The 24,870-nt window shown below is 32.7% G+C and carries 27 protein-coding genes; 20 read left to right on the top strand and 7 right to left on the bottom strand.

What is annotated here, in order from left to right; translation table 11 throughout:
• Nucleotides 1–12: 12 nt before the first annotated feature.
• Complete coding sequence (locus BUR17_RS03410) at nucleotides 13–711, bottom strand: DsbA family oxidoreductase (RefSeq protein WP_074228804.1); 699 nt, start codon at nucleotides 709–711, stop codon at nucleotides 13–15.
• Nucleotides 712–856: 145 nt separating this feature from the next.
• Here BUR17_RS03410 and BUR17_RS03405 point away from each other — a divergent pair, with 145 nt between their 5' ends.
• The 7 genes from BUR17_RS03405 (at nucleotide 857) to BUR17_RS03375 (ending at nucleotide 5,613) form a co-directional block, all read left to right on the top strand.
• On the top strand, nucleotides 857–1,906 hold the full coding sequence (locus tag BUR17_RS03405; protein ID WP_074228802.1) for a serine hydrolase domain-containing protein: 1,050 nt from the start codon (nucleotides 857–859) through the stop codon (nucleotides 1,904–1,906).
• A 31-nt stretch (nucleotides 1,907–1,937) separates the two neighbouring features.
• Nucleotides 1,938–2,774, top strand: coding sequence for a M23 family metallopeptidase (locus BUR17_RS03400; RefSeq protein ID WP_074228800.1), 837 nt, complete (start codon nucleotides 1,938–1,940; stop codon nucleotides 2,772–2,774).
• A 13-nt stretch (nucleotides 2,775–2,787) separates the two neighbouring features.
• Nucleotides 2,788–3,114 (top strand): hypothetical protein, encoded by a 327-nt coding sequence (locus BUR17_RS03395; RefSeq protein WP_074228798.1) that lies wholly within the window; start codon nucleotides 2,788–2,790, stop codon nucleotides 3,112–3,114.
• A gap of 84 nt (nucleotides 3,115–3,198) precedes the next feature.
• Nucleotides 3,199–3,549 (top strand): hypothetical protein, encoded by a 351-nt coding sequence (locus BUR17_RS03390; RefSeq protein WP_074228796.1) that lies wholly within the window; start codon nucleotides 3,199–3,201, stop codon nucleotides 3,547–3,549.
• A gap of 14 nt (nucleotides 3,550–3,563) precedes the next feature.
• Entirely contained in the window at nucleotides 3,564–3,890 is a 327-nt protein-coding gene (locus BUR17_RS03385) for a hypothetical protein (protein ID WP_074228794.1), read from the top strand.
• Between the two features lie 3 nt (nucleotides 3,891–3,893).
• Nucleotides 3,894–4,433, top strand: a complete 540-nt coding sequence (locus BUR17_RS03380) for a GLPGLI family protein (RefSeq protein WP_084550375.1) — start codon at nucleotides 3,894–3,896, stop codon at nucleotides 4,431–4,433.
• A gap of 166 nt (nucleotides 4,434–4,599) precedes the next feature.
• Nucleotides 4,600–5,613 (top strand): SDR family NAD(P)-dependent oxidoreductase, encoded by a 1,014-nt coding sequence (locus BUR17_RS03375; protein WP_074228791.1) that lies wholly within the window; start codon nucleotides 4,600–4,602, stop codon nucleotides 5,611–5,613.
• Nucleotides 5,614–5,926: 313 nt separating this feature from the next.
• Here BUR17_RS03375 and BUR17_RS03370 read toward each other — a convergent pair whose 3' ends face one another.
• Nucleotides 5,927–6,631, bottom strand: a complete 705-nt coding sequence (locus BUR17_RS03370) for a DUF6261 family protein (protein ID WP_074228789.1) — start codon at nucleotides 6,629–6,631, stop codon at nucleotides 5,927–5,929.
• A 403-nt stretch (nucleotides 6,632–7,034) separates the two neighbouring features.
• Between BUR17_RS03370 and BUR17_RS03365 the strand changes: the two genes are divergently transcribed.
• The gene (locus tag BUR17_RS03365) at nucleotides 7,035–8,462 is read left to right on the top strand and encodes a hypothetical protein (protein ID WP_074228787.1); all 1,428 of its coding nucleotides are present in this window, start codon (nucleotides 7,035–7,037) and stop codon (nucleotides 8,460–8,462) included.
• A gap of 86 nt (nucleotides 8,463–8,548) precedes the next feature.
• Here BUR17_RS03365 and BUR17_RS03360 read toward each other — a convergent pair whose 3' ends face one another.
• Nucleotides 8,549–9,970 (bottom strand): sugar MFS transporter, encoded by a 1,422-nt coding sequence (locus BUR17_RS03360; protein ID WP_074228785.1) that lies wholly within the window; start codon nucleotides 9,968–9,970, stop codon nucleotides 8,549–8,551.
• 298 nt (nucleotides 9,971–10,268) lie between these two features.
• Between BUR17_RS03360 and BUR17_RS03355 the strand changes: the two genes are divergently transcribed.
• The gene (locus BUR17_RS03355) at nucleotides 10,269–11,018 is read left to right on the top strand and encodes an NUDIX hydrolase (protein ID WP_074228783.1); all 750 of its coding nucleotides are present in this window, start codon (nucleotides 10,269–10,271) and stop codon (nucleotides 11,016–11,018) included.
• A 269-nt stretch (nucleotides 11,019–11,287) separates the two neighbouring features.
• On the opposite strand, the gene BUR17_RS03350 is transcribed toward BUR17_RS03355, so the two are convergent.
• Together BUR17_RS03350 and BUR17_RS03345 are read right to left on the bottom strand one after the other, a co-directional pair.
• Nucleotides 11,288–11,914 carry a chloramphenicol acetyltransferase gene (locus BUR17_RS03350; RefSeq protein ID WP_074228781.1) on the bottom strand — a complete coding sequence of 209 codons (627 nt, stop codon included), beginning with the start codon at nucleotides 11,912–11,914 and terminating at the stop codon, nucleotides 11,288–11,290.
• A gap of 78 nt (nucleotides 11,915–11,992) precedes the next feature.
• A complete protein-coding gene (locus BUR17_RS03345) occupies nucleotides 11,993–12,835 on the bottom strand; it encodes an AraC family transcriptional regulator (RefSeq protein ID WP_074228779.1) in 843 nt (280 codons plus the stop codon).
• A 153-nt stretch (nucleotides 12,836–12,988) separates the two neighbouring features.
• Between BUR17_RS03345 and BUR17_RS03340 the strand changes: the two genes are divergently transcribed.
• The 9 genes from BUR17_RS03340 to BUR17_RS03300 all read left to right on the top strand — a co-directional run bounded on the left by BUR17_RS03340 (nucleotide 12,989) and on the right by BUR17_RS03300 (nucleotide 18,374).
• Nucleotides 12,989–13,972 (top strand): aldo/keto reductase, encoded by a 984-nt coding sequence (locus BUR17_RS03340; protein WP_074228777.1) that lies wholly within the window; start codon nucleotides 12,989–12,991, stop codon nucleotides 13,970–13,972.
• Nucleotides 13,973–13,974: 2 nt separating this feature from the next.
• Nucleotides 13,975–14,265 carry a DUF3861 domain-containing protein gene (locus BUR17_RS03335; protein ID WP_074228775.1) on the top strand — a complete coding sequence of 97 codons (291 nt, stop codon included), beginning with the start codon at nucleotides 13,975–13,977 and terminating at the stop codon, nucleotides 14,263–14,265.
• A 3-nt stretch (nucleotides 14,266–14,268) separates the two neighbouring features.
• Nucleotides 14,269–14,658: a MauE/DoxX family redox-associated membrane protein gene (locus tag BUR17_RS03330; RefSeq protein WP_074228773.1), complete on the top strand. Its 390-nt coding sequence runs from the start codon at nucleotides 14,269–14,271 to the stop codon at nucleotides 14,656–14,658.
• A gap of 30 nt (nucleotides 14,659–14,688) precedes the next feature.
• Nucleotides 14,689–15,270, top strand: a complete 582-nt coding sequence (locus BUR17_RS03325; protein ID WP_074228771.1) for a Crp/Fnr family transcriptional regulator — start codon at nucleotides 14,689–14,691, stop codon at nucleotides 15,268–15,270.
• A 103-nt stretch (nucleotides 15,271–15,373) separates the two neighbouring features.
• Entirely contained in the window at nucleotides 15,374–16,450 is a 1,077-nt protein-coding gene (locus BUR17_RS03320; protein WP_074228769.1) for an SDR family oxidoreductase, read from the top strand.
• Nucleotides 16,451–16,539: 89 nt separating this feature from the next.
• Entirely contained in the window at nucleotides 16,540–17,130 is a 591-nt protein-coding gene (locus tag BUR17_RS03315; RefSeq protein WP_074228768.1) for a TetR/AcrR family transcriptional regulator, read from the top strand.
• Nucleotides 17,131–17,201: 71 nt separating this feature from the next.
• On the top strand, nucleotides 17,202–17,660 hold the full coding sequence (locus tag BUR17_RS03310; protein ID WP_074230208.1) for a hypothetical protein: 459 nt from the start codon (nucleotides 17,202–17,204) through the stop codon (nucleotides 17,658–17,660).
• Nucleotides 17,661–17,662: 2 nt separating this feature from the next.
• Complete coding sequence (locus tag BUR17_RS03305) at nucleotides 17,663–17,965, top strand: DUF3817 domain-containing protein (RefSeq protein ID WP_074228766.1); 303 nt, start codon at nucleotides 17,663–17,665, stop codon at nucleotides 17,963–17,965.
• Nucleotides 17,966–17,999: 34 nt separating this feature from the next.
• Nucleotides 18,000–18,374, top strand: a complete 375-nt coding sequence (locus BUR17_RS03300; RefSeq protein WP_084550372.1) for a rhodanese-like domain-containing protein — start codon at nucleotides 18,000–18,002, stop codon at nucleotides 18,372–18,374.
• Between the two features lie 152 nt (nucleotides 18,375–18,526).
• Here the strand turns inward: BUR17_RS03300 and BUR17_RS03295 are convergent, their stop codons facing one another.
• Complete coding sequence (locus tag BUR17_RS03295) at nucleotides 18,527–19,351, bottom strand: tyrosine-protein phosphatase (RefSeq protein ID WP_074228764.1); 825 nt, start codon at nucleotides 19,349–19,351, stop codon at nucleotides 18,527–18,529.
• A gap of 9 nt (nucleotides 19,352–19,360) precedes the next feature.
• The gene (locus BUR17_RS03290) at nucleotides 19,361–22,225 is read right to left on the bottom strand and encodes a TonB-dependent receptor (protein ID WP_074228762.1); all 2,865 of its coding nucleotides are present in this window, start codon (nucleotides 22,223–22,225) and stop codon (nucleotides 19,361–19,363) included.
• 258 nt (nucleotides 22,226–22,483) lie between these two features.
• Here BUR17_RS03290 and BUR17_RS03285 point away from each other — a divergent pair, with 258 nt between their 5' ends.
• Both BUR17_RS03285 and BUR17_RS03280 read left to right on the top strand, forming a co-directional pair.
• On the top strand, nucleotides 22,484–23,629 hold the full coding sequence (locus tag BUR17_RS03285; protein WP_074228760.1) for a helix-turn-helix domain-containing protein: 1,146 nt from the start codon (nucleotides 22,484–22,486) through the stop codon (nucleotides 23,627–23,629).
• A gap of 71 nt (nucleotides 23,630–23,700) precedes the next feature.
• Entirely contained in the window at nucleotides 23,701–24,717 is a 1,017-nt protein-coding gene (locus BUR17_RS03280) for a ligase-associated DNA damage response exonuclease (RefSeq protein WP_074228759.1), read from the top strand.
• Nucleotides 24,718–24,870 lie beyond the last annotated feature (153 nt).

Below are 24,870 nucleotides of genomic sequence, written 5' to 3'. Positions count from 1 at the left end.
AGTTATATTATGTTAAATTGAACAACCATCTGTATCACAAGAAAGATTGTTTTGTGTATTATCTTTAAAAGGAACTACGGTTTCCTCATAAGTCTGAGTTAAAGCGTTTTTCAAAACTTCTGCAGGTTGTGCCCCTGAAACCGCATATTTACCATTAAGAATAAAAAACGGAACTCCTGAAATCCCATTATTTCTAGCTTCTAAAATATCCTGATTGATTTCGTAATCAAATTCTTCAGACTGTAAAGATTTTTTAGCTTCTTCCGCATCAATTCCTAAAGAAACCGCCAAAGAAATAAGCGTATCGATGTCGCCTACATTTTTCCCATCCAGAAAATGAGCTTTGAATAGCTCCTCCTCCATTTCATTAGATTTATTATGTTTTTTTCCTAAATGAAGAAGTTTATGAGCGGTAAATGTATTGGTAATCAAAGCTTTTTCAAAATTGAAATCAATTCCTGAAGCCTCTCCCATTTGTATCACTTGATTAGTCATTTGTTTTGCCTGTTCTTCCGGAAACCCTTTTTTCTCTCTGAAATATTCTGCAGTAGTTTTTGTTTCCGATTGTTCCAAAGTTGGGTCAAGCTGAAAGCTCTTCCATTCTACTTTTACTTCATCTTTGAAAGGTAAAGTTTCTAAAGCCTGTTCAAAATTTTTCTTTCCAATATAACAAAACGGACACATCACATCCGACCAGATTTCTATTTTCATTTTATTTAAAATTTACGTAAAGATAATGATTCGTTCAATGATTGTCAGATTTTAGAAAGCAAAAAAATGTATTAAGCGTAATAGTTTTTTTCCATGAAATAGTGTAAAAGATTATATTTGGAAACTCTAAAAAATTCACAGAATAATGATTTCAAAAAAGATAATTTCGACCTTTCTTATTTTTTCTTTAAGTGTTAAATTTTTTTCTCAAACCGATAAAAATTGGCGAAATAAAATAGACAGTATTATACAGATTAAAGAACCGTTAAACTTTAACGGTGTCGTTCTGATCAATAAAAACGGTAAAACTGTTTATTCTAAAGCTTTCGGATTTTCAGATATTCAAAATAAAACTCCTCTGAAAATGAACAATCAGTTTGAAATCATGTCTAATACCAAACAAATTACCTCTGTTTTAGTTTTGAAAGAAGTTGAAAAAAGAAAAATTAATCTCCAAGCTCCTATCAAAAAATATTTACCCGAACTGAAGCAAACTTGGGCAGATTCTGTGACCATTCATCAGCTTTTGAATCATACTCACGGAATTGTAGATGTTGAAAAATCTTTAGCTTTTAAACCAGGAACTGATTTTAAATATGGTAATCTTTCAAATAACCTTTTAGGGAAAATTGTTGAAAATGTATCAGGGAAATCGTACAGGGAATTGGCTTCAAAATTATTTAAGCAACTGAAGATGAATGATACATTCTGCTATTCTAAAAACGATAAACGAAATCTTGTTTTTGGCTACATCAATAAAGAAAATAAGTTCACGAAAGTAGAAAATTCAATGATCAATGACGAAAATTTACCTGCAGATGGAGTGATTACGACTGTAAAAGATCTGATCATTTGGAATAATCAACTTCATAAAGGCAAGATTTTAAGCCCGAAATCTTATCAATTAATGACCACAGAATCTGTAAAATCACAGCATGATGTTTTTGGAAAAGAGAAAATGGGTTATGGTTACAATATCAGAATTGCTGAAACCAAGGGAATACAATATCTTGGTCACACAGGTTTAGGCGATGGTTTTTCGTCGTTGAATATTTATGTTCCAAAAGCTGATTTACATATTATTGTTCTTGAAAATCAAATGAATGAGAACAGCGATTTATTTTATCATACTGAAAAGCTAATTAAAGATATTGTTTTTGAAAGTGAACTTGTAAAAACGTCTCTTATTCATTAATTATTGTATTTTTAAATTCAAATTAAAGCATATGAAATTTTTTAAAGTATTTTTCATTCTTTCATTTTTTTGCTTTTCTTTTTATAAAGCGCAGGAACTTCCGAATGTGAAATTGAATCAGTTTAGAAATAGTTATGCACAAGATTATAAGAACGATACCTTATCTCTCAAAATTGAAAATCCATTGTTTTGCCCTTTAAGAATTATAGTTTTTTCAGACTATTTAAAAGGCGAAAATTTAATTGATGATACTTTAAAGGTTATGGCTAATGAAAATTCTTTTGTTGAAATCAAGATTTTTGCAAAGAATATTAATATCGAAAAAATAAAATTTAATATTAATCAGGCATTTGGTGATGATCGTAAGGCGATAAAACAAAATAATCTTGCACTCCCCTTTTCTAAAGGAAAAACGTATCAAATTATGCAATCTAATAATGGAAACTTCAGTCACAATGATGATTATTCAAGATATGCTGTAGATTTTAATATGAAAACTGGAGATACCATCACAAGTGCAGATGATGGATTTGTTGTCGGTGTTATTAAAGATTATGAATATGGCGGAAACGACAGAAAATGGAGAGATTATGCAAACTACATTACCATTTATCACCCAGAAAGTGGATTATTCACCCAATATGTACATTTAAAAAAAGATGGAAGTTTTGTAAAAGTTGGTGATGCTGTAAAAAGAAATCAACCTATTGGTTTGAGCGGTGCGACAGGTTTTGCTTCAGGTGAACATTTGCATTTTAATGTTCTGGTTCCTGAAAAAGGAAAGACTTTAAAATCGGTTCCGTTCAGTTTTGAAAATAATCTTTCTTCAGAAAGTTTAAAAAAGAATATGAAAGTGACGAACAAATAAAAATATAAGATTTATGAAAATCACCAGACACATTATCATCAGAATTTTGGCAGTAGCAATTCCCATGCTTTTGTTGTATTTTTATTCGGAAATAGCGATCGAGGCTAATCGACAAAGAGAGCATCGTACTGATGTAGGTTTAGGGATTGCTTTTCTCTTCGCTTTTGTTCTGATTATTTTATTGGTGGGTTTTATCACAGATTCTATTGTTAGAATTTTTAAGAAGCAATATTCTGTTGCTTTGATTAACGTTCCTTTTCTGCTTTTATTTCTAATTCCGGTCTTGTATATTTCTTGTCAGTTCTCTGGTGAAGTCTTTTACTGTAAGTGTTTTAGTTAAAAATTTCTTATAAATCATAAATAATATTAAATTTTACACCAGGTTGAGATTTATCTGTATTTTCGTTTTCATAAAATTGAATATATGAAAAGACTTTTTACAATCTCAGGCATTCTTATGCTTCTTCTACTCTCTCAAAACACTTTTGCACAGGAAAAAAAGATCATCAAAAGTTTTACTTTTAAATCTGATAAAATCAAAAGAAACTTAGAAGATAAAACGACCATTTACGAAGGTAATGTTATGATTAAAAATGATAATATTTCTTTTGAAAATGCAGAAAAAGTAATTCACAATCCGGAAAATGGAACATACACCATTTATCATCCGAAAAATTTTAAAATACTTGCCGCAAAATCGGTTCACAAGACAGGTAAAAAAGAAGATGCTCATGTAATTATCTACAATGATAAAGATGAAAGCGTTACATTCTAAATAAAATCACAAATATGAAAACAAAATTATCTATTCTGCTATTATTAATTGCAGGTTTCTGTTTAGCACAATCTAATCAGTTCATTTATGAATACACTTTCAAAATTGATTCTCTGAATCGCGATAAATCAGAAATTGAAAATATGGTATTGCAGACTTCTCCCAAAGGTTCTAAATTTTACAGTCAGGTAAAAGCTATTTATGATTCTACAATGACTGCGGCATTTAAAGATGCACAGGCAACGCAGAAGACACATTTTGATTTTACCAATTTGAAACAGTCTAAAGTAAGTACAGAAGTGATAAAAACTTATCCCGATTATAAAAGAACATTAAAGTGAAGCATCAGCTCAAACCGGCTTTTAATTGTTTATGATAAAAAAATAAAATGGGAAATCGGCAAAGAAAAATCAAAAGTTCTGGGTTATGATGTTCAGTTGGCAACAACTGTTTTGCACGGCAGAAAATGGAATGTTTGGTTTGCACCGGAAATTCCGATTCAGGATGGACCACACGAGCTTTGTGGGCTTCCCGGTCTTATTGTAAAAGCTGAAGATTCTAAAGGTGACCATCAATTTACGCTTATCGCAACAAAAAAAGTGACTGCTGATTTTGATGATTTGCTTAGCAAAAAAAACAGGGAAATTGTCGTAGACGAAGAAAAATTCAAAAAATTATGGAATAATTATAAGAAAGATCCTGTGAAAGATATGCGACAAACTTCAGGTTCCTCAAGTATTTCAGCTCCTGTGACCGTTTCATCATCGATTACTTTCGATGGTAAAACATATTCGCAAGATGATATGCTAAAGTTGATGGAAAAAGAAAGAAAAGATGCACTTAAAAAAACAAACAATTTTCTCGAACTCGATTTATACAGATAAAACACTCAATTTAAATATTATTTCAAACAAAACATAGGCAATTTAGTCTGTGTTTTTTGTTTTAATAATAGTTAGATTTAAAATTAATAGCTCAGAAATTCTTATTTGGTGTAAAAATAGATAGGTAACAGATAACACTTTATCTCAAATCTATAAACATCACAATATGAAATCACAAAACAGTTTAGAAAAAAGAAGCCTTCGTGGTAAAACTGTCGTCGTTACAGGAGGAACCAGTGGAGTCGGAAGAGCTGCTGTTGAAGCCTTTGCTTTTGAAGGTTGTAACATCGTTATCGCAGCAAGAGGTCAGGAAGCTTTAGACGAAACATTAAAGATCTGTAAAGACTTAGGCGTAAATGCTATTGCAGTTTCTACTGATGTTTCGAAAGCTGAAGAGGTAGACCATCTTTTGAAAACTGCAGTACAAGAATTTGGCAGAATTGATATTTGGGTAAACAATGCCGGAGTAATGGCAAGCGGAAAATTTGAAGAAATTCCGATGGAGCTTCACGAGCAGGTCGTTAAAACCAATCTTTTCGGATATATGCATGGAGCGTATTCGGTTTTACCGCTTTTCAAAGAACAGAATGAAGGAATTTTAATCAATAATGTTTCAATTGGCGGATTTATGCCGGCTCCTTACAGCGCAGTTTATTCGGCAACAAAATTCGGGATCCGTGGAATGATGGAATGTCTTCATGGCGAAATTTCAGATTATCCTAACATTCATATTGCCAATCTGTATCCTCAAATTCAAAGATCTACAGGAAATATGCATTCGGCAAAGTTTTCAGGATTAGATTTTAAAATTCCACCATTTGCTTCAGATCCTAGAGATACCGCAGATAAAATTGTACAGTTGGCGAAAGAACCACAAAAGGATTTGTTTCCGGATTTTAAATCGAGAGCATTGGTCAATTTATATGAAATGTTTCCAAAAGTTATTATCAATACCGCTTCTGCAGGAATGCGATTAATGATGAAACTTAAAAACGCACCACCCGATTCCGGAAATGTACTTGAACCTTCATCAGAACCTCATCGAATTTATGGTGAAACCATCCTTCCTGTTCCCGGAAAGAAAACAAAAATTGCATTGGTTGCCGGATTAGGTTTGGGATTAGCTTTTATGCTCTTAAAATCGAAAAAAGCAAATAATGATATTTACTTGGATGATTAATGATCAACTTCCGTCAGTTCGAGTAAAATTCTGAAAGAATTTGTATCGAGAACTATTTTAAAGCAAAAATTAAAACGAGAATCTGTAAAAGGTTCTCGTTTTTTATGATTCATATTTATTCGTCAAGCCGTCACGTCGAGTAGTTTTTGCAAAAAAGCGTATCGAGAAGTTTATGTTTTTAAATTCGGTTCTCGATACATTTTTCTCCACTTTGCTACGAAAAAACTCGAACTGACGCTAGTTTCCAATTATGTAACCACCCCGTCAAAAATTCTTTGAATTTTCGCCACCCCTCCAAAGGAGGGGAATTTTTTTAAGATTGTGGGATATTATTTTCGGGTTTATTTAATGTAGAATTTTTTGCTGCTTTTACCAGTTCATTAAGATCTGCATACAGCAATTTCCAATCTTGAATATCTTTCATAGCGGTGATGAGATTGAGGAAAGATTTTAAAATTTTCTCGAGATCTCTGCGAATTGCTGATGCATTTTTCATTTGTCTGAGATGGGCATTCGCTCCTGCCTGTTCTGCAAATAACAATTCGAAGTCTTCATGTTTAGACTTCATTTCATTGAAAGACGGAAGTAACGAAAGAGCGTTTAGCTTTTGAATATTTTCTGAGGTTTCAAGTTCTTCAATGAGTTTTTTCATCTGTGCGGTTTGGGACGAATAGCTCATTTTGTCAAGATTGAGACTGTACGCTTTAAAAATCTCAAATAAATCTTCGGCAAGATGATAATTGGGCATGGTTCCCATTTTCCGGTATCCGTTCAGGAAGTTTTTTAAGCTTCTGAAAGCAATATCTCTGCTTCTGTCTGCACCTGCAACATCTGCACCTTTACCACTGAATGTTTCTTTGGTGTAAACAGCATCGTAATCTGCATAATTTGTTTTGAGCTCTGTAAGAAGCGGATGATTAGCAATGACTCCATACGTACCGGAATCTGAAGTATTAATAATACGTTGGGTAAGTGTAGCCAAGTCTTTTGTACTCAGCCTTGTGAATGAAATTTTCATAATCAAGTGTGTTTTTGTTAGAAATTATCTAAATATTTCAAGCATGAAGATAATCATTTTTTCATTTGAGTAAAACAATTGGTTTAAACTTTTTGTAGTGTGACGGAGAGTTTATTCTGGTAGATAAAATATTCTGTACTTGTACAATGAGTTTAATCTATCGGTTTAGAGGTTTTGTAGAAGTGCGGAATGCTTGATCTAATGATTTGAGTCTTTGGTATGTGGTGGTTTGTTTTAATCTCCTATTATGCTTAGAATATTTATTTCAGTAGAAATACGGAAGATTTTTAATTTATTAGGATTTATTTTTGGAATTACGGAAATCCGTATTATTTGAAATAAATGATTCTTTATATTCGAATAACATTCTTCTTAGCAAGAAAAAATAATAAAAAGCATATTTATGAAATTCTCAACTATTTTTAACATAGCTCGTGATTTGGATGATAAATGGTTTGATCCAATTTTAAAGCGTGATACAAAATTATTTATAGATCCATTTTTGTTGTTTAAGGCTGAAGATGAATTATTTGGGAAGTCATATGATAATACAATATCTTTTTTTAATAAAGCATTTGAAATAGCAGCTGTTTCTAAAAAAAATAATTCTGACATGAGATACAAACAGCTTCTGAGAATGATGAGTTTTCCTGAGGTTTCTGAAATCTGTTTGGGCTATGCAGAAAGTGATACAGGAGGATCAGGATCTGGTGGTAGTTTTTCTAAAATAATTGTTGACTCTATTTTTGATTCTATTGAAATGGGAGTTACGAATTACAATTTTTTTGAAGAAATAGGATTGTTTAATTTAGGTTTTGGGTGCGATAGAATAAGTGATATGACTGCTACTTTGGTAAAAAGGGAATTAATAGAATACACTCAGCGTATTTGCACAAAACATGGTGTAAAAACAGATATTATAAAAATTAAGCAATATGAATTTAATAATAGATTTAATAGATGGGAGTCTAAAGAAGTCAGCTTACCAATAAATCCATATAATAAAGAAGCTATAATATTAGTACCACAAAAGTTTTTAAGAGAACTTCCAACTATAAATGCTAGTGATTTTTGGGATTACTGTTGGGATAATTTGAATGAAGAAATTAGAGAACAGTATAGTTTAGAAATAAAAGGAAATTTAAAAAAATCGGATTTAATTCAGATTGCCAGACAAAATAGACAATGGGTTAATAATTTTGAAGATTTTTTAAAAAGAACAGGTTCGAATCCATATGATATAGTTAAAGATGCTAGTGGATTATATCAATGGATAAATACTACAGAAGAATTTACTAAAGAGAATCAAATAAAAAATATAGATGTTATTTCAGATAAAGATTTTGAAAATTTTGTTCATACAGTTGTAAATAATTTTGTTCATTTTTTAGAAAATAATTCGGGATATAAATTGCTTTGGAATGATAATAAAAAACATAAAAAAGAGGAAGCTGTTCAATTAATTTTTTATGGAATTGTAGTTCATTACTGCGAAGCTAATAATATTGATCTGAACAGAGAGGTAAATTTAGGAAGAGGTCCAGTAGATTTCAAATTCAGCAGCGGATATAATAATAAATTTTTAATAGAAATAAAGCAAGCAAATAATTCTAAATTCTGGAATGGCCTTGAAATTCAACTTGTAAAATATTTGGAAGTTGAAAAAAATAAAAATGGGATATTTATTGCCGTCTGTTACAGTGAAAAAGAATTAAATAATGTATCAAATATTCAAAAAAATGTTGATTCATTAAATAAGAAATTAGGAACAAATATTCATTCTTATGTTATTGATGCAACACCAGAGAAACCTTCAGCCTCTAAATTGTAAAAGTGTAATTTTTTTGATTATAAATTAGATAACTAACAAAAAAACCTGCTTTAAAGCAGGTTTTTCAATATATAAAATTAAAAATATTAATGTCCAGATTTCGCATCAGCATCTTGTTTTACGTGTCCTAAATATTTAGTACAATAAGCACCAAAAATTAAGATGGCAATATAACAGAACACAGGAATAATAAATGATTGCTGTACTCCGAAAACATCTGCCAAATAGCCTTGGAAAATAGGAACAATCGCACCTCCTAAAATAGCCATTACGACTAATGAAGAACCTTGACTTGTGTATTTTCCTAATCCTGAAATTGCAAGTGTATAAATATTAGAGAACATAATCGAGTTGAAAATTCCGATTCCTAAAATGCTGTACATTGCCAATTCGCCATGATTTAACATTGCAGATATCAATAATAAAACGTTGACTCCTGCAAAGATGGATAACGTTCTTGCCGGAGCAGATTTTCCTACAAAGAACGCCACAAAGTTTAAAGCAATAAATACTAAGAAGAAACTGATTTGTGAGAATGTAAGATCAACAATACTGAAAATTACAAGAAACACTGCAGCTGCAGCTCCCAACATATATAATGCTTTCTTTCCTTGACTGATCGAATGATTTAATGAAATCGCACCTAAGAAACGTCCAATCATCGCACCGCCCCAATACAGAGAAAGATAGTTTTTACTTACCACTTCATTAAGGTTCATAATCTGAGGTTGTTCTAAAAAGCTGATGATAAAACTTCCTACTGCTACTTCCCCACCTACATAACAGAACATCGCAAAAACGCCGAATAAAAGATGCGGATATTGAAGTGCACCTAAACCTTTTTCAATTTCTTCTTCCGCAGTTTGGAAAGATGGTAATTTTACTCTTGAAATCAATAAAGCCACTAATAATAAAATCCCTGCAAAGATTAAATAAGGAATTCTTGTTGCCACTGCTGAGAAAGATCCGTCAGCTGCAGAGAAGAATTCAAAAATTAAATGTCCGCCTAAAACCGGGGCAATCGTTGTTCCGAAAGCATTGAAAGCCTGCGTCATATTCAGTCGGCTTGATGCAGAATCTTCTGAACCTAAAAGCGATACGTAAGCGTTTGCGGTAATCTGAAGAACGGTAAATCCTAATCCTAGAACGAATAAAGCGCCTAAAAATAATCCGTAAGAAGAGAATGTTGCCGCCGGATAAAATAAAATACATCCGAAAGCTGCAAGGAAAATCCCGAAAAGAATTCCTTTTTTGTAACCTACTTTGTTAATGGGATCTCCGCTCGACATGGAAATCAGAAAATAAATTAACGAGCCTATAAAATAAGCTCCGAAGAAACAAAACTGCACCAACATCGATTCGAAAAACGTCAGTTTGAATAGTTGTTTCAGGTATGGAATGAGGATATCATTCATGCATGTGATGAATCCCCACATAAAAAATAAAAGCGTAATAGTAATCAAAGGAATCGTATAGTTCCTTTTAGATTTTACTTCATTATTTATCATATACATTAAAATTAAGAGGCTAAGATAACCTCTTTTGTTGATAATATCTTAATTTGGGACAATAATTTTATCCTTAATTATCAATTTCAAAGACAATGTTGGAAAGAAATAGGGCTTTAAAAATTTGATTATAAGTAATTTATTATTAAATAAAATTAAATATATCATTGCTTCATTATGAGTTTATGATAGAGAGAAAGTTTAAAAAAATCTAAAAAAAGTTTCGGAATTGTATTATTAGGGTTAATGTTAAATTTTTAATGTTAAATTTGTCGAACTAAGTATTCACAAACAGTTTATGGATTCACAACAACAATTTTTAAAGAAATCTGAGGAGGCAAAAGATCTTTTTCTTCCGCACCTTTCTGCAGACCCTGTAGTTTTTGGTTTTGATCAAAGTGAATTAAAGGTTCTTCTTCTTCAGATGACGTATCGTAAGCAATGGCTTTTACCGGGTGGTTATGTAAAAAAAGAAGAAGATATAGATGATGCAGCTAAACGAGTTTTAAAAGAAAGAGCAGGAATTTCTGATGTTTATTTGGAAGAGTTTGCTGTTTTTGGTAAAAATAAAAGAAGCGAATTTTATTTTGAAGACTTCGACGATTCTCTATGGCAGAAACAGCGTTTTGTTTCTATAGGATATTATGCTTTATACAATCCTGATAATGCAATTCTTGTCGTAGATGAGCTCAGCGAAAAATGTGAATGGATTTCTCTGAGCCAGCTAAACGAAATAGAATTGGCAATGGATCATCGCGAAATTATAGAAAAAGCTTTATTGACTTTGCGTGAAAGAATTACGTATAAGCCAATCGGTTATAATTTATTGCCTGAAAAATTTACCCTTTCAGAATTACAGAAATTATACGAAACTATTCTGGGGAAAGAGCTTAACCGCGGAAATTTTTACAGAAAAATAAAAAATTTAGAAATTCTCAAAAAATTAAATGAGCAACGTCGTGGCGGTGCCCACAAATCTCCCGACCTCTACTCTTTTGACGAAGAAAATTATAAAAAAGCATTAGAGAACGGACTGAGCAATTGGTAATAAAAAATCCTGATTTATTCAGGATTTTCTTTTGTATTTTTTTGAAAAATATATTACCGCAAAAGGTTCAAAAGAAATTATTGAATAAATAGAAATTCAAAATTTCACAAAATCTAAAAAGCCTGAATAGCCAATCGTTTTGCAAGCTTTTGAATAACGAAATCCTAGTACGATCTTTTGATTCTTTTGCGGTTGAAAAAAGAATATATTTTTAGTTTATAGTACTTTGAACTCTAATCCATCAACAATCAACTAAAATCCATCAACCACTATAAGCTTAACTGTCTCTGAAATTCTTCAATATATTTTGCCAAATGAAGCCCATCTGCCAATCCATGATGTGCCTCAATAGAAACCGGAAGATACTTTTTACCTTCACGAATGGTGAATTTTCCAAATGCAATCTTTGGTATAGATTCTTTAGGATCAAAATTTGTCGGATGCAAAATGGTAGTAAATGAGTTCCACGGAATTGTAGTATGCCTAATGTGATTAATAGGTAAAACATCGTTGCTTATTCCTAAACCTGTAGAATTTTGTACAGATTTAATTTCTTCTTGAAGTCTTTCGTTAAAAGTTTCAAAGTCTTGAGAATAGTGAAAAAATGAAAACCCAAACGTTCCGTCTGCTCTTCCAATTGTGCCTCCTACATGTACCTCATCATACAAGATCACTTGTCCGTCAACAATTCTGAGTTTTAATTCATCCACAGTATTGATTGCCACCATTGATTTATAAAGATAAACAGCATAAAAAGAATGACCTTCTTTTTTGGCTTTATCATAAGCTTTCGTGCAGTCTACCTCCGTTGTAAATCCGAAATATGGACTTTTCATTTTAGAAAAAAACTCAAAATGCTCTTTTCTGTTCCAACTTTCTACATCTATAACCTTCATTGATTTATTTTTTGCAAATTTCCGTAAGATTTATTAATTCTAAAGTGATTAAAAACAGAAATTTGATTTTTAGAGAAATTATTCTGCAAACTTCAATTTATACTGAGAAGGATTTATTTTCATCTGCTTTTTAAAGTAATTGGTGAGATGGCTTTCATCTGTAAACCCAAACTCGAAAGCGATCTGCTTCATGGTCATTTTACCCGACAGAATTCTTCTTTCTATTAATCTTAATTTATAATTTTTCACATAATCACGATAGCTTACTTCAAAATTTCTTTTAAAATAATTACTGAAATAACCTGGTGAAATGCTGAAATGCTTGGCTATAATATGCATTCTTATAAATTCAGGATTATAAATGTTTTTATGAATGTAGGTGATGAGGTCTTCCTTTTCAGGTGTTTTCCGGTCGATATTAAACTTCATGTTTTTCATTGAAACTTCACGGATTAAACCAAAAAGCGACATGATCTGGAAAAAGACAATCGGCGAATCTGAAACTTTATGATACCGGTGATACTCAAAAATATTTTCAACAGTTTTCTTTAAAATGCTTTTGCACGGCTCATCAAAATTTAATTTTTCTTCTTTAAATACAGGATTTCGCATAATATCAAAAGGTGAAGCCATGAAAATGTCGTCCGGAGAAAGGTTTTTGTGAAAATTAAAATAACTGTCGTTAAATTTTATAAAACAGAATTTGGTTGATTTTTTGATGTCAAAAAAATGCTCATCATCGGGAGAAATCAAATAAAGATCTCCGGATTTATAAGGAATTACCAGTTTGTTGATGTGATGATTTCCTGCTCCTTTTACAATAAAAACAAGCTCGTAATAGGTATGACTGTGATTGGGGAACGGATAAACCTCAGCTTCAAAGCAATCAAGCTCTAAAGGCTCAAACTGTTTTCTCTTCATATAATAAAATTACAATATGTTGTAGAATTATTACAAGTATTTTGCCGTTTTTTTTGTCAAAATTTGTAATAGCCTATTCTTTATCTCTTTTTGAGATCGAATAAAAATTAAATTAATCTTTTTTACAATTCATTAAATAAAAAATTATATAAAATGCAATACAGAAAATTAGGAAACAGCGATTTGGAAATTTCAGCAATTACTTTTGGAGCTTGGGCTGCAGGAGGTTGGATGTGGGGAAGCACAGACAGAAACGATGCGATTGAAGCTATCAAAGCTTCTTACGATGTTGGTGTAAGTTCTATTGATACAGCTCCCATTTACGGACAGGGAACGAGCGAAGAAATAGTAGGTGAAGCCATCAAAGGAATTTCGCGTGATAAAGTTCAGATTCTTACAAAATTCGGAATGCGTTGGGATTTGGCGAAAGGTGATTTTGCAATGCACAGCAAAAATAATGACGGAAAAGACATTGATGTTTATAAATACGCAGGAAAAGAGAGCATCATTTATGAGTGTGAGCAAAGTTTAAAAAGACTCGGCACAGATTACATCGATCTATATCAAATTCACTGGCCAGATTCTACCACACCGATTGATGAAACTTTTGAAGCCGTTTCAAGATTGATTGATCAGGGAAAGGTTCGTTTTGCCGGAGTTTGTAATTATAATGCCCAGCAAATGGAAGAAGCAGAAAAAACGCTGAATTTAGTTTCCAACCAGATTCCGTTTAGTATGGTCAATCGTGGGATTGAGGAAGAAACAGTTCCTTACTGTATAGAAAACAATAAATCTATTTTAGCATACAGTCCGTTGGAAAGAGGTTTGTTGACAGGTAAAATGACAACTGATCATAAATTCCAGCAAGGAGATCACCGGGCAAAACTTCCTCATTTCCAGCCAGAATTTATTGAAAAAACAAATCAGCTTTTAGATAAAATTAAACCTATTGCAGAAAAGCATAATGCGAGTTTGGGACAATTAGTTTTAAGATGGACAATAGAAAGACCTGGAATTACCATCGCTTTAGCGGGAGCCAGAAATGCGGAACAAGCAGTTCAAAATGCAAAAGCTATTGAAATTAATCTTTCAAAAGAAGAAATTGAAACGATAGATCAATTGGTAAATACTTTTTAAAAATGGAAAAAAGAAACAATAAATATCATCTCCAGCTTAAAGAATTATCATTAAAAGATGGTTCTGCTGGAGATAAAAACTTAGATTTTGATTTTGAAAATCATGACGATCTTTTTAAAATATTTGAGGTTATAAAAGCCAAAAATATTTTTGAAGACGAAAATACTGCTCAGGAATTTGCATTAGGGTTAAAGCTTTTCACAGAAGTGATGTTAAAAAACAAACAGCATCCTTTATTTGAAGATCTGCGACCTGCCATCATGGAGTTTATGAAAAAACTGAAAAGTCAGTAATTGATGAAAGATTTTAAAACAGCATTCTTCTTTTTAAAACTTCCAATTGCCGTTTCTTTATTGGGACACGGATTGGTAAGAATTCCGAAGCTTCATACTTTTAGCGATTGGATGGTTACCACAATGGAAAAATCGATGATTCCAAAACTTATAATTGTTCCGTTTGGTTATGTTTTACCTATTGCCGAAACAATTCTTGGAATATTGTTGTTGATTAATTTTAAAACAAAATATACTTTATATTCAGCTTTAGTGTTAATGAGTATTTTGATTTTTGGAAGCTGCTCCATCGAAAACTGGTCTGCCATTGAAGCACAGCTACTCCATTCATTTTATTTATTCGGATTGTTTTGGTTTTATGAAAAATTTAAAACAGAAGAAAGTAGCTTGTAAAAGTATTATTTTTGATTAAATATTTTTCTAATGTTTGATATGCTCCTTTCTCACATTCAGGATAAAGTTGATTTAACGGATCAGCAGAAAACTGATTTACAATCTTTTTTTTCAGTGAAAAAATTGAAGAAAAAACAATATTTGCTGCAGGAAGGAGATGTCTGCAAGTATCTTTCTTTTGTAAGTGAAGGTTTGTTAAAGTCTTATTTTCCTGATGGAAAAGGTGGTGATCACATCAATATGTTTGCCTTCGAAGGATGGTGGATCTCAGATTTTAACAGCTTTATTAATCAGGAAAGATCTGTTTTGAATATTGATGCAGTCGAAAATACAGAACTGTTGATGATCACCAGAGAGGATTATGAAGATCTGATGCTTAAAATTCCAGTAATGGATCGTTATTTCAGGATCTTGTATCAGAATAGTCTGGTTACAAAAGATTATCGCTTGATTGTATCCAACAGTTATACGGCAGAAGAAAAATACAGGGAATTTGCCCATAAAAATCCACAGGTCATTCAGAGAGTTCCGCATAATCTTATTGCTTCTTATTTAGGATTAGCTCCTGAAACGATCAGTAGAATCCGAAAGAAAATTTTATTGAAAGGTTGATGTTTACTGAATATGGACTTGATTAAAGTCAACAGAAACTCATGATGTAGATCAAGTGTTTTCGCTTTTCATCCTCATAATTTTGTAGAAGAAATTTTACATTATGGAAAACAATAAAAGCATTGCATTGGTCGTCGGTGCAACAGGAATTACGGGAAGCAATCTTGCTCAGGAGCTTATATCTCAAGGCTGGACAACTTACGGAATATCCAGAAATACAAATGATAATATCAACGGATTGATTCCCGTAAAAGCTGATTTATTAAATGTGCAAAGTTTAGAGAATGCATTAGAGAACATCTCTCCTACTCATATCTTTTTCACAACGTGGATGCGAAATGATACTGAAGAAGAAAATATTCGTGTAAACAGCACATTGGTGAGGAATTTACTTAATGTTTTATCTCCAAAAAGATCGGTACAACATGTTGCTTTGGTTACAGGATTGAAACATTATTTAGGACCATTCGAAGCGTACGCAAAAGAAGGAAAACTTCCGGAAACTCCTGTGAGAGAAGACCAACCGAGACTTCCACTTCCTAACTTTTATTATGCTCAGGAAGATGAGGTCTATGCTGCTTCTGAGAGAGATGGTTTTACCTGGAGCATTCACAGACCTCATACTGTGATCGGTTATGCTGTCGGAAATGCAATGAATATGGGAACTACTTTGGCGGTTTATGCAAGTATCTGTAAAGAAACGGGTGAAAAATTTGTCTGGCCTGGATCTTCTGAACAATGGAACGGAATTTCGGATGTTACAGACGCAAGAATTTTAGCAAAACAATTGGTTTGGGCATCAACTGCAGAAGAAGCTAAAAATAAAGCCTTTAATATTTCAAATGGTGATGTGTTTCGTTGGAAATGGCTTTGGAAAAGACTTGCAGATTGGTTTGAAATAGAAGCTGTCGGTTTTGAAAATGAAATTAAACCTCTTGAAAAAGAAATGCAGAACAAACATGAGATCTGGAAAACAATAGCCGAAAAATATGGTTTAAAAGAAAGCAATTTAGACCGATTGTCTTCAGCTTGGCATACCGATTTAGATTTGGGAAGACCTTTGGAAGTAATGACTGACATGAGCAACAGTAGAAAATCAGGATTTGTAGAATATCAAAACACTGAAGAATCTTTTCTTGATCTATTTGAAAAATTAAGAGAAGAAAAACTGATCCCTTAGATCATTAATTTAAAAGAGTTGTTTCAAAGCAGCTCTTTTTTTTGATTGATAAAATTTGTTCCTTTGTAAAACAGACCCATTGGTATTTTATGAAAAAATCGGAAGCAACCCGCCAAAATATTCTTCAAAAAGCATTTGAACTGATCTACACCAACGGTTATCAGACAACGAGTGTTGATGAGATCATTGCCACGACTCAGGTAACAAAAGGAGCTTTCTATTATTATTTTAAAACGAAGGATGAAATGGGTTTGGCCATCATCAATGAAAGGATGAGACCTACTTTCAAAAATACTTTTATTGAACCTTTTCAAAGCGATGTAGATCCTTTAGATACAATTTATGATCTGATGCATCATTTATTGATGGAGAATGAAGATCTGAAGGTTGAATACGGTTGCCCGGCCTCCAACTTTACACAGGAAATGGCACCCTGGAATATTGAATTTACAAAAGCTTTAAATGAACTTTCTCTGGAATGGGAAAAAGCAATGATCGGTGCCATAGAAAAAGGAAAAGAAAATGGTAAAATTAAATCTGACATTAGCGCTAAAGAGGTTACTGTTTTTGTGATGTCCGGTTATTGGGGAGTAAGAAATCTGGGTAAATTAGAAAATTCTAAAGGAGTTTATCTTATTTATTTAAAGGGACTTAAGTCTTATTTTGATACACTGAAATAATTTTTTTATTTAAAAACATACCAATTAGTATGTTTTTGTTTTATCTTTGTCGTGTTGATAAAAATTTGAATATGTATCAAACCCTTACATTTCTGCATTCTACTTTTCGATGGTTGGTTTTACTGAGTTTACTCTACTCGATTTTCATTGCTTACAAAGGTTATTTTTCGAATAAAGAATTTACAAAAACAGATGATTTTGTAAGACATTCTACAGCAACGATCGCTCATATTCAACTGGTTTTAGGAATTACATTGTATTCTCAAAGCCCTATCTTCAAATACTTTTGGAATAATTTCAATGCAGCTAAAGAATCATTTGATTTACTGTTTTTCGGTTTGATCCATATTTTTCTGATGTTGTTTTCTATTATTCTGATCACGATTGGATCATCCATTTCAAAAAGAAAAACGACTGATAAAGAGAAATTTAAAACCATGTTGATTTATTTCATCATCGCTTTAGTCGTTATTTTCATTGCTATTCCCTGGCCGTTTTCTCCACTTGCTAACAGACCTTATTTCAGATAATTATGATTGATCTATTTAAAACTAAAATCGGACGCTTAAGGATTATTGCGATCCTTGAAGGAATTTCATTATTAACCTTAGTATTTATCGCAGTTCCATTGAAGTATGGATTTGATGATCCAGCCTTTGTAAAAATGATGGGACCAATTCATGGTTCATTATTTCTGTTGTTTTTATTTAATACGTTGAGCGTTGGTATAGAACAAAACTGGAAATTCAAAGAAACTACCTGGAAAGTATTATTGGCTTGCATCATTCCGTTTGGAACATTCTATATTGACCGAAAGATATTAAGTAAGCTATAAAGTCACCTCTTTAAAAAACAATAAATATTTACAAATGAAAAGTATTTTGATCTTTGGCGGAATTATTTTCCTGATGTATGTTGTTTACAGAGTCTATAAATTCCAAACGTTGGACGATGGTTTAGACAAATTAATTAAAAACGGCGCCGTAATTCTTGATGTGCGAACCGAAAAAGAGTTTGAAACCGGACATATTGATGGTTCACAAAATATTTCTTTAGGAACTATCCGTGAAAGATATGTAGAACTTGATCCGGAGAAAACTTATATTACAGTTTGCTCACACGGTTTAAGAAGTGTAAAAGTTGAATCTATTTTAAAAGAAAAAGGCTTTAAAAAAGTTTATAACGGCGGTGCATGGAGCGATTTGCAGAAAAGTCTTGATTTAAAATCTACCGAAAGCAAATAAACCGTGCGAAAAATCACACGGCTTATTCTAAAAATTTAATTCTGACTGATTTTTTATTACTGAATGGTGAATTGTCAATTCGCTTTGCTTGTCAATTTTTTGGTGAATATTTAAAATTGACTGATGACTTGCGAAGCAAAATTCACTATTGACTATTTTAAATATTTCTGTTTCAAAACGGCAATCTCTCTCGATCCTATCCCCATTTCTACCTGAAAGAAATTTTCTACGCTTCCGTATTTTTTATTGATGGCTGCAAAGAAATTTCTGATCAGTTCCGGTCTTAACTCCATTTGTTGTTTGATTTCTGTTTCTGTCATTCCCGCCATTTTTGATAATCCGGAATACATTCCTTTCATTGTCGGATTTTTTGCTAAATAAAAGTTTGAAGCTACATAATCGCTCTCAATAACTTCCTGCGGAACTCCCAATATTTTAAGAAATAAAGCTGAAGCCATTCCTGTTCTATCTCGCCCTCCTGTACAATGGAATAAAAGAGCTTCATTAGGTTTTAGAGTTAATAACTGAACGAATAATGATCTGTATCTTTCTCCGAAATAAGGCAATCCGCCATCACCATACATATCAAATAGAAAGTTTTTGTCTTTGAACATTTTTGCCATATCTTGTGTTGTCGGAAGATTGTTGCTTCCTGCAGGGCACAAAATATAATTTGTATTTTCCGGTAAACGATCCTGAGCTTTTTTAGCTTCTTCAACACCTCTGAAATCTACCACAGTAACGATTTTTTTATCTTTAAAGGTTTTTAAATCTTTATCTGTCAGTTTATCGATTGCATCACTTCTGAATACTTTTCCCAAAACAACTTCTTTTCCGTCTGCAGTTTTGTAGCCTCCCGTATCTCTGAAATTATAAGCTCTTTCCATTTTTACAACACGTCTCAAACTGTCTGTAATTTGTGCATTCGCAGTTGCTCCGAAGGCGATAATTGCCAATGCTAATCCTGTTTTTTTCATATATAAATTTTAAAATATTTGCCAACGAACTCCCATTTGTCCTCTGCTTCCGTACCATTCGTTTGAAGTGATTCTTTTCTTGTTATCACCCATATAAAGTCTTAAGCTCTCATTGCTCAAATTATTCAGCTCAATAAATACTTTAACTTTTTTAGTAATATCATAACTTGCTGAGAAATCAATCGTAAAGTTTTTATCTGACCAGATATAATAATCGGGTCCTAGTTTTTGGTTGATGGTTTCTACTGATTTTCCTCTGTAATTTCCGGCAAGACGCACCATCACTTTATTACCTTCGTAATATAAAATGGCGTTGAATAGATTTTTAGATTGATTCGGCAAAGAAGTTTTATCAAAAATATTGGCAGTTCTCGGAACCTCAACCTCAGAGTCGATGTAGGTATAATTGAATTCTACCCCGAAACCATTCCAGAAGCCCGGTAGAAAATCAAGACGTTTATTAATTCCAGCCTCAAATCCTAATAATTTTGAATCCTGAAGGTTTTTTGACTGAGTTACCGTGTAATTTGTTCCGTCAATATTCATCACAGAAGTATCTGAGAAAACAATGTCAGAGATCTTTTTATAAAATACACCTCCCGAAAGAATACCAATATTATTGAAGTAATATTCTCCCATTAAATCAAGATTTTGGCTGAATGTGGGTTTCAGATCAGGATTTCCTCTTGTGATAACAAACGAAGAATTGTCGATGCTTGATCCTGGAGACATATCACCAAAATTGGGTCTGATAAATGATTTTGTATAGGCAAATCTTAAATTTGCTTTTGGCGAAATATTATAACGTAAATGAAGCATCGGTAAAAACGCATCGTAATTACTTTCTACTACAGATGGGCTTAAAGTTGAAACACTTCCTTCCTTGGTTAGCTTTGAGCCGTTTAATGTTAATCTTGTAGATTCATTTCTGAAACCTCCGATAATTTTAAATTTTTCTGAAGCTTTGATCTCTGCCATTGCATAGGCTGCAAAAACCGATTCTTCGCCGGTGTAAAGACTAGTGTTTCTTGCAGGATCATTTAATTCATTAAAACCGTTTTGTTGTAGAGTTTGTGGCGAAAACAAATTGAAAAGCTGATCTTTTGTTGGCGGATTCATTACATATTGATTGTAATTTCCATTCATATTTCCCAAGAAAGCAGTTCCTTTTGGTGGTTCTGAAGTCGCTAACTGAGAAAGGGTAAGAGAATTACCAGCTGATGGAAGATACACTGCATTATAGCCAAAAGTGCTTGTACGGTCTTTTTCACGATATTTTGCACCGGCTTTTAATGTAATATTTGAATTGATATCATACTTAAAATTTACTCTTCCAATCTTATCTCTTTCATTATTATCTAATTTTGAAATCACCAATTGAGAAAGAAGTAGTTTGTTGGCGCTTATCACGTCGTTTGAATTTGCAATATCTGAGCTGTAATCAGTATATTCTCCTCCAATTCCCGAGGGAGAATCAAATCCCCAATACCGTTTTCCATTTGTAAGATTGTTGAAACCTCCGTTTATTTTTTGTCTGAAAGTTGCGATAGGAAGTCCTTTTGTATCATTTGTAGGAGGAGTGTCTAAGAAATATTTTGCGGAATAATCACTTAACATCCAGTCTAAGCTTAATTTTGAGGTAAGACTGTGCTCCCCACCCAATTCCATTCCGTACAATTCTGTCTGATAATGAGAATATCTGAAATTATATTGATAGCGGGTATTTGTATAATCTACATACGTTTCATAAACCGGACGGATATCATCAAACTTATTAAACATACCACGGAAATAAACTTTATTGTTAGCATTAAATTTATATTCCAATCCACCATTCAAACCAATCGTTCTTCTCGTTCCCATATACCTTTTCATCATCACGGTATTGATCGATTTTCTTTCAACATCATTGGCTGCGTTGGTGTTATAGGTTACATCAAAAGAATCTGCGCCCCATTGTCTGTCCCAAATCGCTCCGGATAAAAGTACTCCCAGTTTATTTTTGGAAAAACGGTCGCCATACACAAGTGACGCATTATAAGTCCCGTCCTTCGAAAAATTATTGTAACCTCCCGCTCCGCTTACACTTAATGTTTTCTTTGCTGGAGCAGTTCTTGTAATAAAATTGATACTTCCTCCGATGGCATCACCGTCCATATCGGGAGTTACTGCTTTGGCAACTTGTACAAACTGAATTAATTCTGAAGGAACAACGTCTAATACAAAAGATCGGTTTCCCAAAACATTGGCACTCGGAAGTCGGTTTCCGTTAAACAATGCCGAAGTCCAGGCAAAAGGAGTTCCTCTTACAGTCGCCTGATCTGCTTCACCATGATATCTTGCAACTGCTACACCCTGCACTCTTTGTACAGCTTCAGCTGCATTTCTGTCCGGAAGTTTTCCGATTGCATCGGCTGCAATAACTTCCATGATTGCATTATTGTTCTTCTTTATTTCGTAAGCTTTTGCCTGTGTTAATGCATTTGGTCTAGCAATGATAATTTCTTGAATATCTTTAAGCTTATCTTTATTTGCAATATTTTCAGGATCAATGGTGATGTAACCGATGTCGTTTGTACCTTCTTTTACAGTTACCGGGAAATATTTGGTTTCATAACCGATGTATTCTATTTTAAGATTAATTTCACCTAGTTTTGGAGAAAGTAAGTTGAAATCTCCGTCTAAAGATGATGCAGCTTTCGTATTCTCATCAACAATAGAAATGTTTGCTCCGGGAAGAGCGCCGTTTGTTTTTCCGACTACAGTTCCTTTAATAGTCTGTGCATGAATGGTTCCAAAAGATGCCATCAGAAAAAATGCAGATATCTGAATGATTCTCGACCTCTGTTTTAAAAAACCAGTAGAATTTTTCATTGATTTATTTTTTCTGCAAAATTGGACGGTTTATCGATTGCTTTCGTCCTGAGAAAAAAATCATCAATCAAAACGTATCACTCGTTGGAATGATACTGTTAATAGTCTTGTTTTTAATTGTTTATGTGAATTGAACTGTTTGTTATTTATTTATGAACAGAATATTAAATCGCTTTTAAAATGTTTAATAGATATATAACAGTATTCTGAATAATGAAATAATGATTTTGTATTTACTTTGTACAAACCTAAGGAAGAATGCAATATATCGTTATAATAGGAGCTTTTCAGGCACTTGTTGCGCTTTGGCTGTTGATTGTGAAAGAAAAAAAAGCGTTATCTAATTATCTGTTTATTTTTCTGCTTTCGGCAATTGCTGTACATCTTACAATCAAGTTTATTATATTTAGATTTATACCCGATGAAAGTATCAGACAGCAGATGAATACGTTTATCTCTGTTTGCTATGGACCTTTGATTTATTTATACACCCTTTCTAAGACAAAAAAAGAATTTTTACTACATCAAAAGTGGTTTATTTTTATACCGCTTTTTGTTTTAATGATTGCTTATTTCACAATTTCCTGTGTTTTCATTATCCTTGGTAAAGTAAATCATCAGCTTTTAGATGCTTATAATAGCTTCAGTTTGGCATTAATCTTCATCATTAATTTATATTACCCCATAAAAAGTATATTAATAATCAGAAAAAGTAGTCTGTTGATTGCTGATAAGAGTGAATATGATGTTATAATAAGAATTTCTGCCTGTATTCTGGTCATGGAATCTTTAGTTGTCATTTCCAAAACACTGCTTCAGTTTTATCCGGAAAGTATAGAAACGGTAAATATAATTTTAAGAAGTGTATCGTACTTTATATTACTTATTATTTGTCTTTTAATTATAAGAAAAAACTTTAGTTCCGGACTAGAAAATGCTAATGAAAATGATATTCAGTTAGAGATTAGTAATGACAGCCATGAGAAAGAAATACTGATTAATACGGTAGATTATGAGCGGAAATTTAAAAATATTTGGATAAAATTAGACGATTTAGTTGGTACAAAACAGCTTTTTAGAGACTGCGATCTCACTTTAGATCAATTAGCTTTAAAAACCGAAATTAATAAATACCAAATCAGTGAAATGCTGAACAATTATAAAAATAAACCGTTTTACCGCTATATCAATGAGTATCGAATAGAATATTTTAAAAACAGTGTAGAATTAGCCATAGAGAAAAACGAAAATATCAATTTTTTATCCTTCGCTTACGATGCAGGGTTTAAATCTAAATCTTCCTTCAACCGATATTTTAAAGAAATCATCGGAAAAACACCTTCTGAATACTATAAAGATTTGCTTCAAAAAAATTCGTTGCAGCTTGCAATAGATCAAGTTTAAAATATCTTCACCTTTTTCGGCAAAATTGGTTAGGTTTTTGAATATTCAGAAACACACTAATCATCACGCTCTTGAAACTCATCACATTCACAAACAAAGGTATTTACTGTCCGCAGGGAAAATTTTATATTGATCCTTGGCGACCTGTTGATTTTGCGGTCATCACACACGGACACGCTGATCACGCTCGTTGGGGAATGAAAAAATATCTTTGTCATCATTTTACAAAACCCATTTTACACCAAAGAATTTCTCCTGATATTGAGTGTCAAACTTTGCAATATGGTGAAGTTTTAGATATCAATGGTGTAAAGCTTTCGCTTCATCCTGCAGGTCACATTATTGGTTCGGCGCAGATCCGTCTCGAATATAAAGGTTATGTAAGCGTAATTTCCGGTGATTATAAAACTCAGGATGATGGTTTGAGTACCCCTTTTGAAGTGGTAAAATGTAATGAATTTGTTACAGAAAGTACGTTCGGACTTCCTATTTATAATTGGCTTGAAGTTCCTGATCTAAATAAAAGACTTCAAAATTGGGTTCTCAGAAATCAAGAGAATCAAAAAACATCCGTATTTATAGGCTATTCTTTAGGTAAAGCGCAAAGAATTATGAAAGCCGTGGAAGGAATGGGAAAAATCCACGTCCACTACTCGATTGGAAAACTCAATAAAGCCTTTGAAGAAGTAGGAATCGTACTTCCTGATTACGAAGTTCCTGATTTTAGAGAAAATATAAAACACGTTCAAGGCGAAATTGTAATCGTTCCTCCTGCTTTATTAGACAGCAACGTCATTAAAAAAATTCCTGATGCAGCAACAGCAATTTGTTCAGGGTGGATGCAGGTTCGTGGTGCAAGGAGATGGCGAAGTGCCGATGCCGGATTTCCAATGAGTGACCACGCCGATTGGAAAGGGTTGTTGCAAGCTATAAAAGCCACTGAAGCCGAAATTGTTCATGTTACTCATGGACAAACCGAAGTTTTTTCAAAATATTTAAATGAAATCGGAATTAGATCTGATGTTGTAGAAACTTTGTATGGAGACGACGATGAAGAAGAAAAAGAGAAAACAATTATTGAAAATTGAAACTGAATTAGATAATTATTAAACGCAAAGATTTTATCTATTCTTTTGATTTTAAGGAGCAAAGAAAGAATCAACAAGTTGATTTGATTAAGCTAAGGCATATGCTTTGCGCAGCAAATTTTATTTGCCTTTGCAATCTTAAAAAATATGAGA

It is taken from the genome of Chryseobacterium scophthalmum (assembly GCF_900143185.1).
Classification (GTDB): Bacteria; Bacteroidota; Bacteroidia; order Flavobacteriales; family Weeksellaceae; genus Chryseobacterium; species Chryseobacterium scophthalmum.
This window is presented reverse-complemented; position numbering and strand designations above follow the sequence as displayed.

Bases quoted from the DNA above. Each gene is read 5' to 3' on its own strand.
- BUR17_RS03410 (WP_074228804.1), bottom strand. From the start codon at position 711: ATGAAAATAGAAATCTGGTCGGATGTGATGTGTCCGTTTTGTTATATT.
- BUR17_RS03405 (WP_074228802.1), top strand. From the start codon at position 857: ATGATTTCAAAAAAGATAATTTCGACCTTTCTTATTTTTTCTTTAAGT.
- BUR17_RS03400 (WP_074228800.1), top strand. From the start codon at position 1,938: ATGAAATTTTTTAAAGTATTTTTCATTCTTTCATTTTTTTGCTTTTCT.
- BUR17_RS03395 (WP_074228798.1), top strand. From the start codon at position 2,788: ATGAAAATCACCAGACACATTATCATCAGAATTTTGGCAGTAGCAATT.
- BUR17_RS03390 (WP_074228796.1), top strand. From the start codon at position 3,199: ATGAAAAGACTTTTTACAATCTCAGGCATTCTTATGCTTCTTCTACTC.
- BUR17_RS03385 (WP_074228794.1), top strand. From the start codon at position 3,564: ATGAAAACAAAATTATCTATTCTGCTATTATTAATTGCAGGTTTCTGT.
- BUR17_RS03375 (WP_074228791.1), top strand. From the start codon at position 4,600: ATGAAATCACAAAACAGTTTAGAAAAAAGAAGCCTTCGTGGTAAAACT.
- BUR17_RS03370 (WP_074228789.1), bottom strand. From the start codon at position 6,631: ATGAAAATTTCATTCACAAGGCTGAGTACAAAAGACTTGGCTACACTT.
- BUR17_RS03365 (WP_074228787.1), top strand. From the start codon at position 7,035: ATGAAATTCTCAACTATTTTTAACATAGCTCGTGATTTGGATGATAAA.
- BUR17_RS03360 (WP_074228785.1), bottom strand. From the start codon at position 9,970: ATGATAAATAATGAAGTAAAATCTAAAAGGAACTATACGATTCCTTTG.
- BUR17_RS03355 (WP_074228783.1), top strand. From the start codon at position 10,269: ATGGATTCACAACAACAATTTTTAAAGAAATCTGAGGAGGCAAAAGAT.
- BUR17_RS03350 (WP_074228781.1), bottom strand. From the start codon at position 11,914: ATGAAGGTTATAGATGTAGAAAGTTGGAACAGAAAAGAGCATTTTGAG.
- BUR17_RS03345 (WP_074228779.1), bottom strand. From the start codon at position 12,835: ATGAAGAGAAAACAGTTTGAGCCTTTAGAGCTTGATTGCTTTGAAGCT.
- BUR17_RS03340 (WP_074228777.1), top strand. From the start codon at position 12,989: ATGCAATACAGAAAATTAGGAAACAGCGATTTGGAAATTTCAGCAATT.
- BUR17_RS03335 (WP_074228775.1), top strand. From the start codon at position 13,975: ATGGAAAAAAGAAACAATAAATATCATCTCCAGCTTAAAGAATTATCA.
- BUR17_RS03330 (WP_074228773.1), top strand. From the start codon at position 14,269: ATGAAAGATTTTAAAACAGCATTCTTCTTTTTAAAACTTCCAATTGCC.
- BUR17_RS03325 (WP_074228771.1), top strand. From the start codon at position 14,689: ATGTTTGATATGCTCCTTTCTCACATTCAGGATAAAGTTGATTTAACG.
- BUR17_RS03320 (WP_074228769.1), top strand. From the start codon at position 15,374: ATGGAAAACAATAAAAGCATTGCATTGGTCGTCGGTGCAACAGGAATT.
- BUR17_RS03315 (WP_074228768.1), top strand. From the start codon at position 16,540: ATGAAAAAATCGGAAGCAACCCGCCAAAATATTCTTCAAAAAGCATTT.
- BUR17_RS03310 (WP_074230208.1), top strand. From the start codon at position 17,202: ATGTATCAAACCCTTACATTTCTGCATTCTACTTTTCGATGGTTGGTT.
- BUR17_RS03305 (WP_074228766.1), top strand. From the start codon at position 17,663: ATGATTGATCTATTTAAAACTAAAATCGGACGCTTAAGGATTATTGCG.
- BUR17_RS03300 (WP_084550372.1), top strand. From the start codon at position 18,000: ATGAAAAGTATTTTGATCTTTGGCGGAATTATTTTCCTGATGTATGTT.
- BUR17_RS03295 (WP_074228764.1), bottom strand. From the start codon at position 19,351: ATGAAAAAAACAGGATTAGCATTGGCAATTATCGCCTTCGGAGCAACT.
- BUR17_RS03290 (WP_074228762.1), bottom strand. From the start codon at position 22,225: ATGAAAAATTCTACTGGTTTTTTAAAACAGAGGTCGAGAATCATTCAG.
- BUR17_RS03285 (WP_074228760.1), top strand. From the start codon at position 22,484: ATGCAATATATCGTTATAATAGGAGCTTTTCAGGCACTTGTTGCGCTT.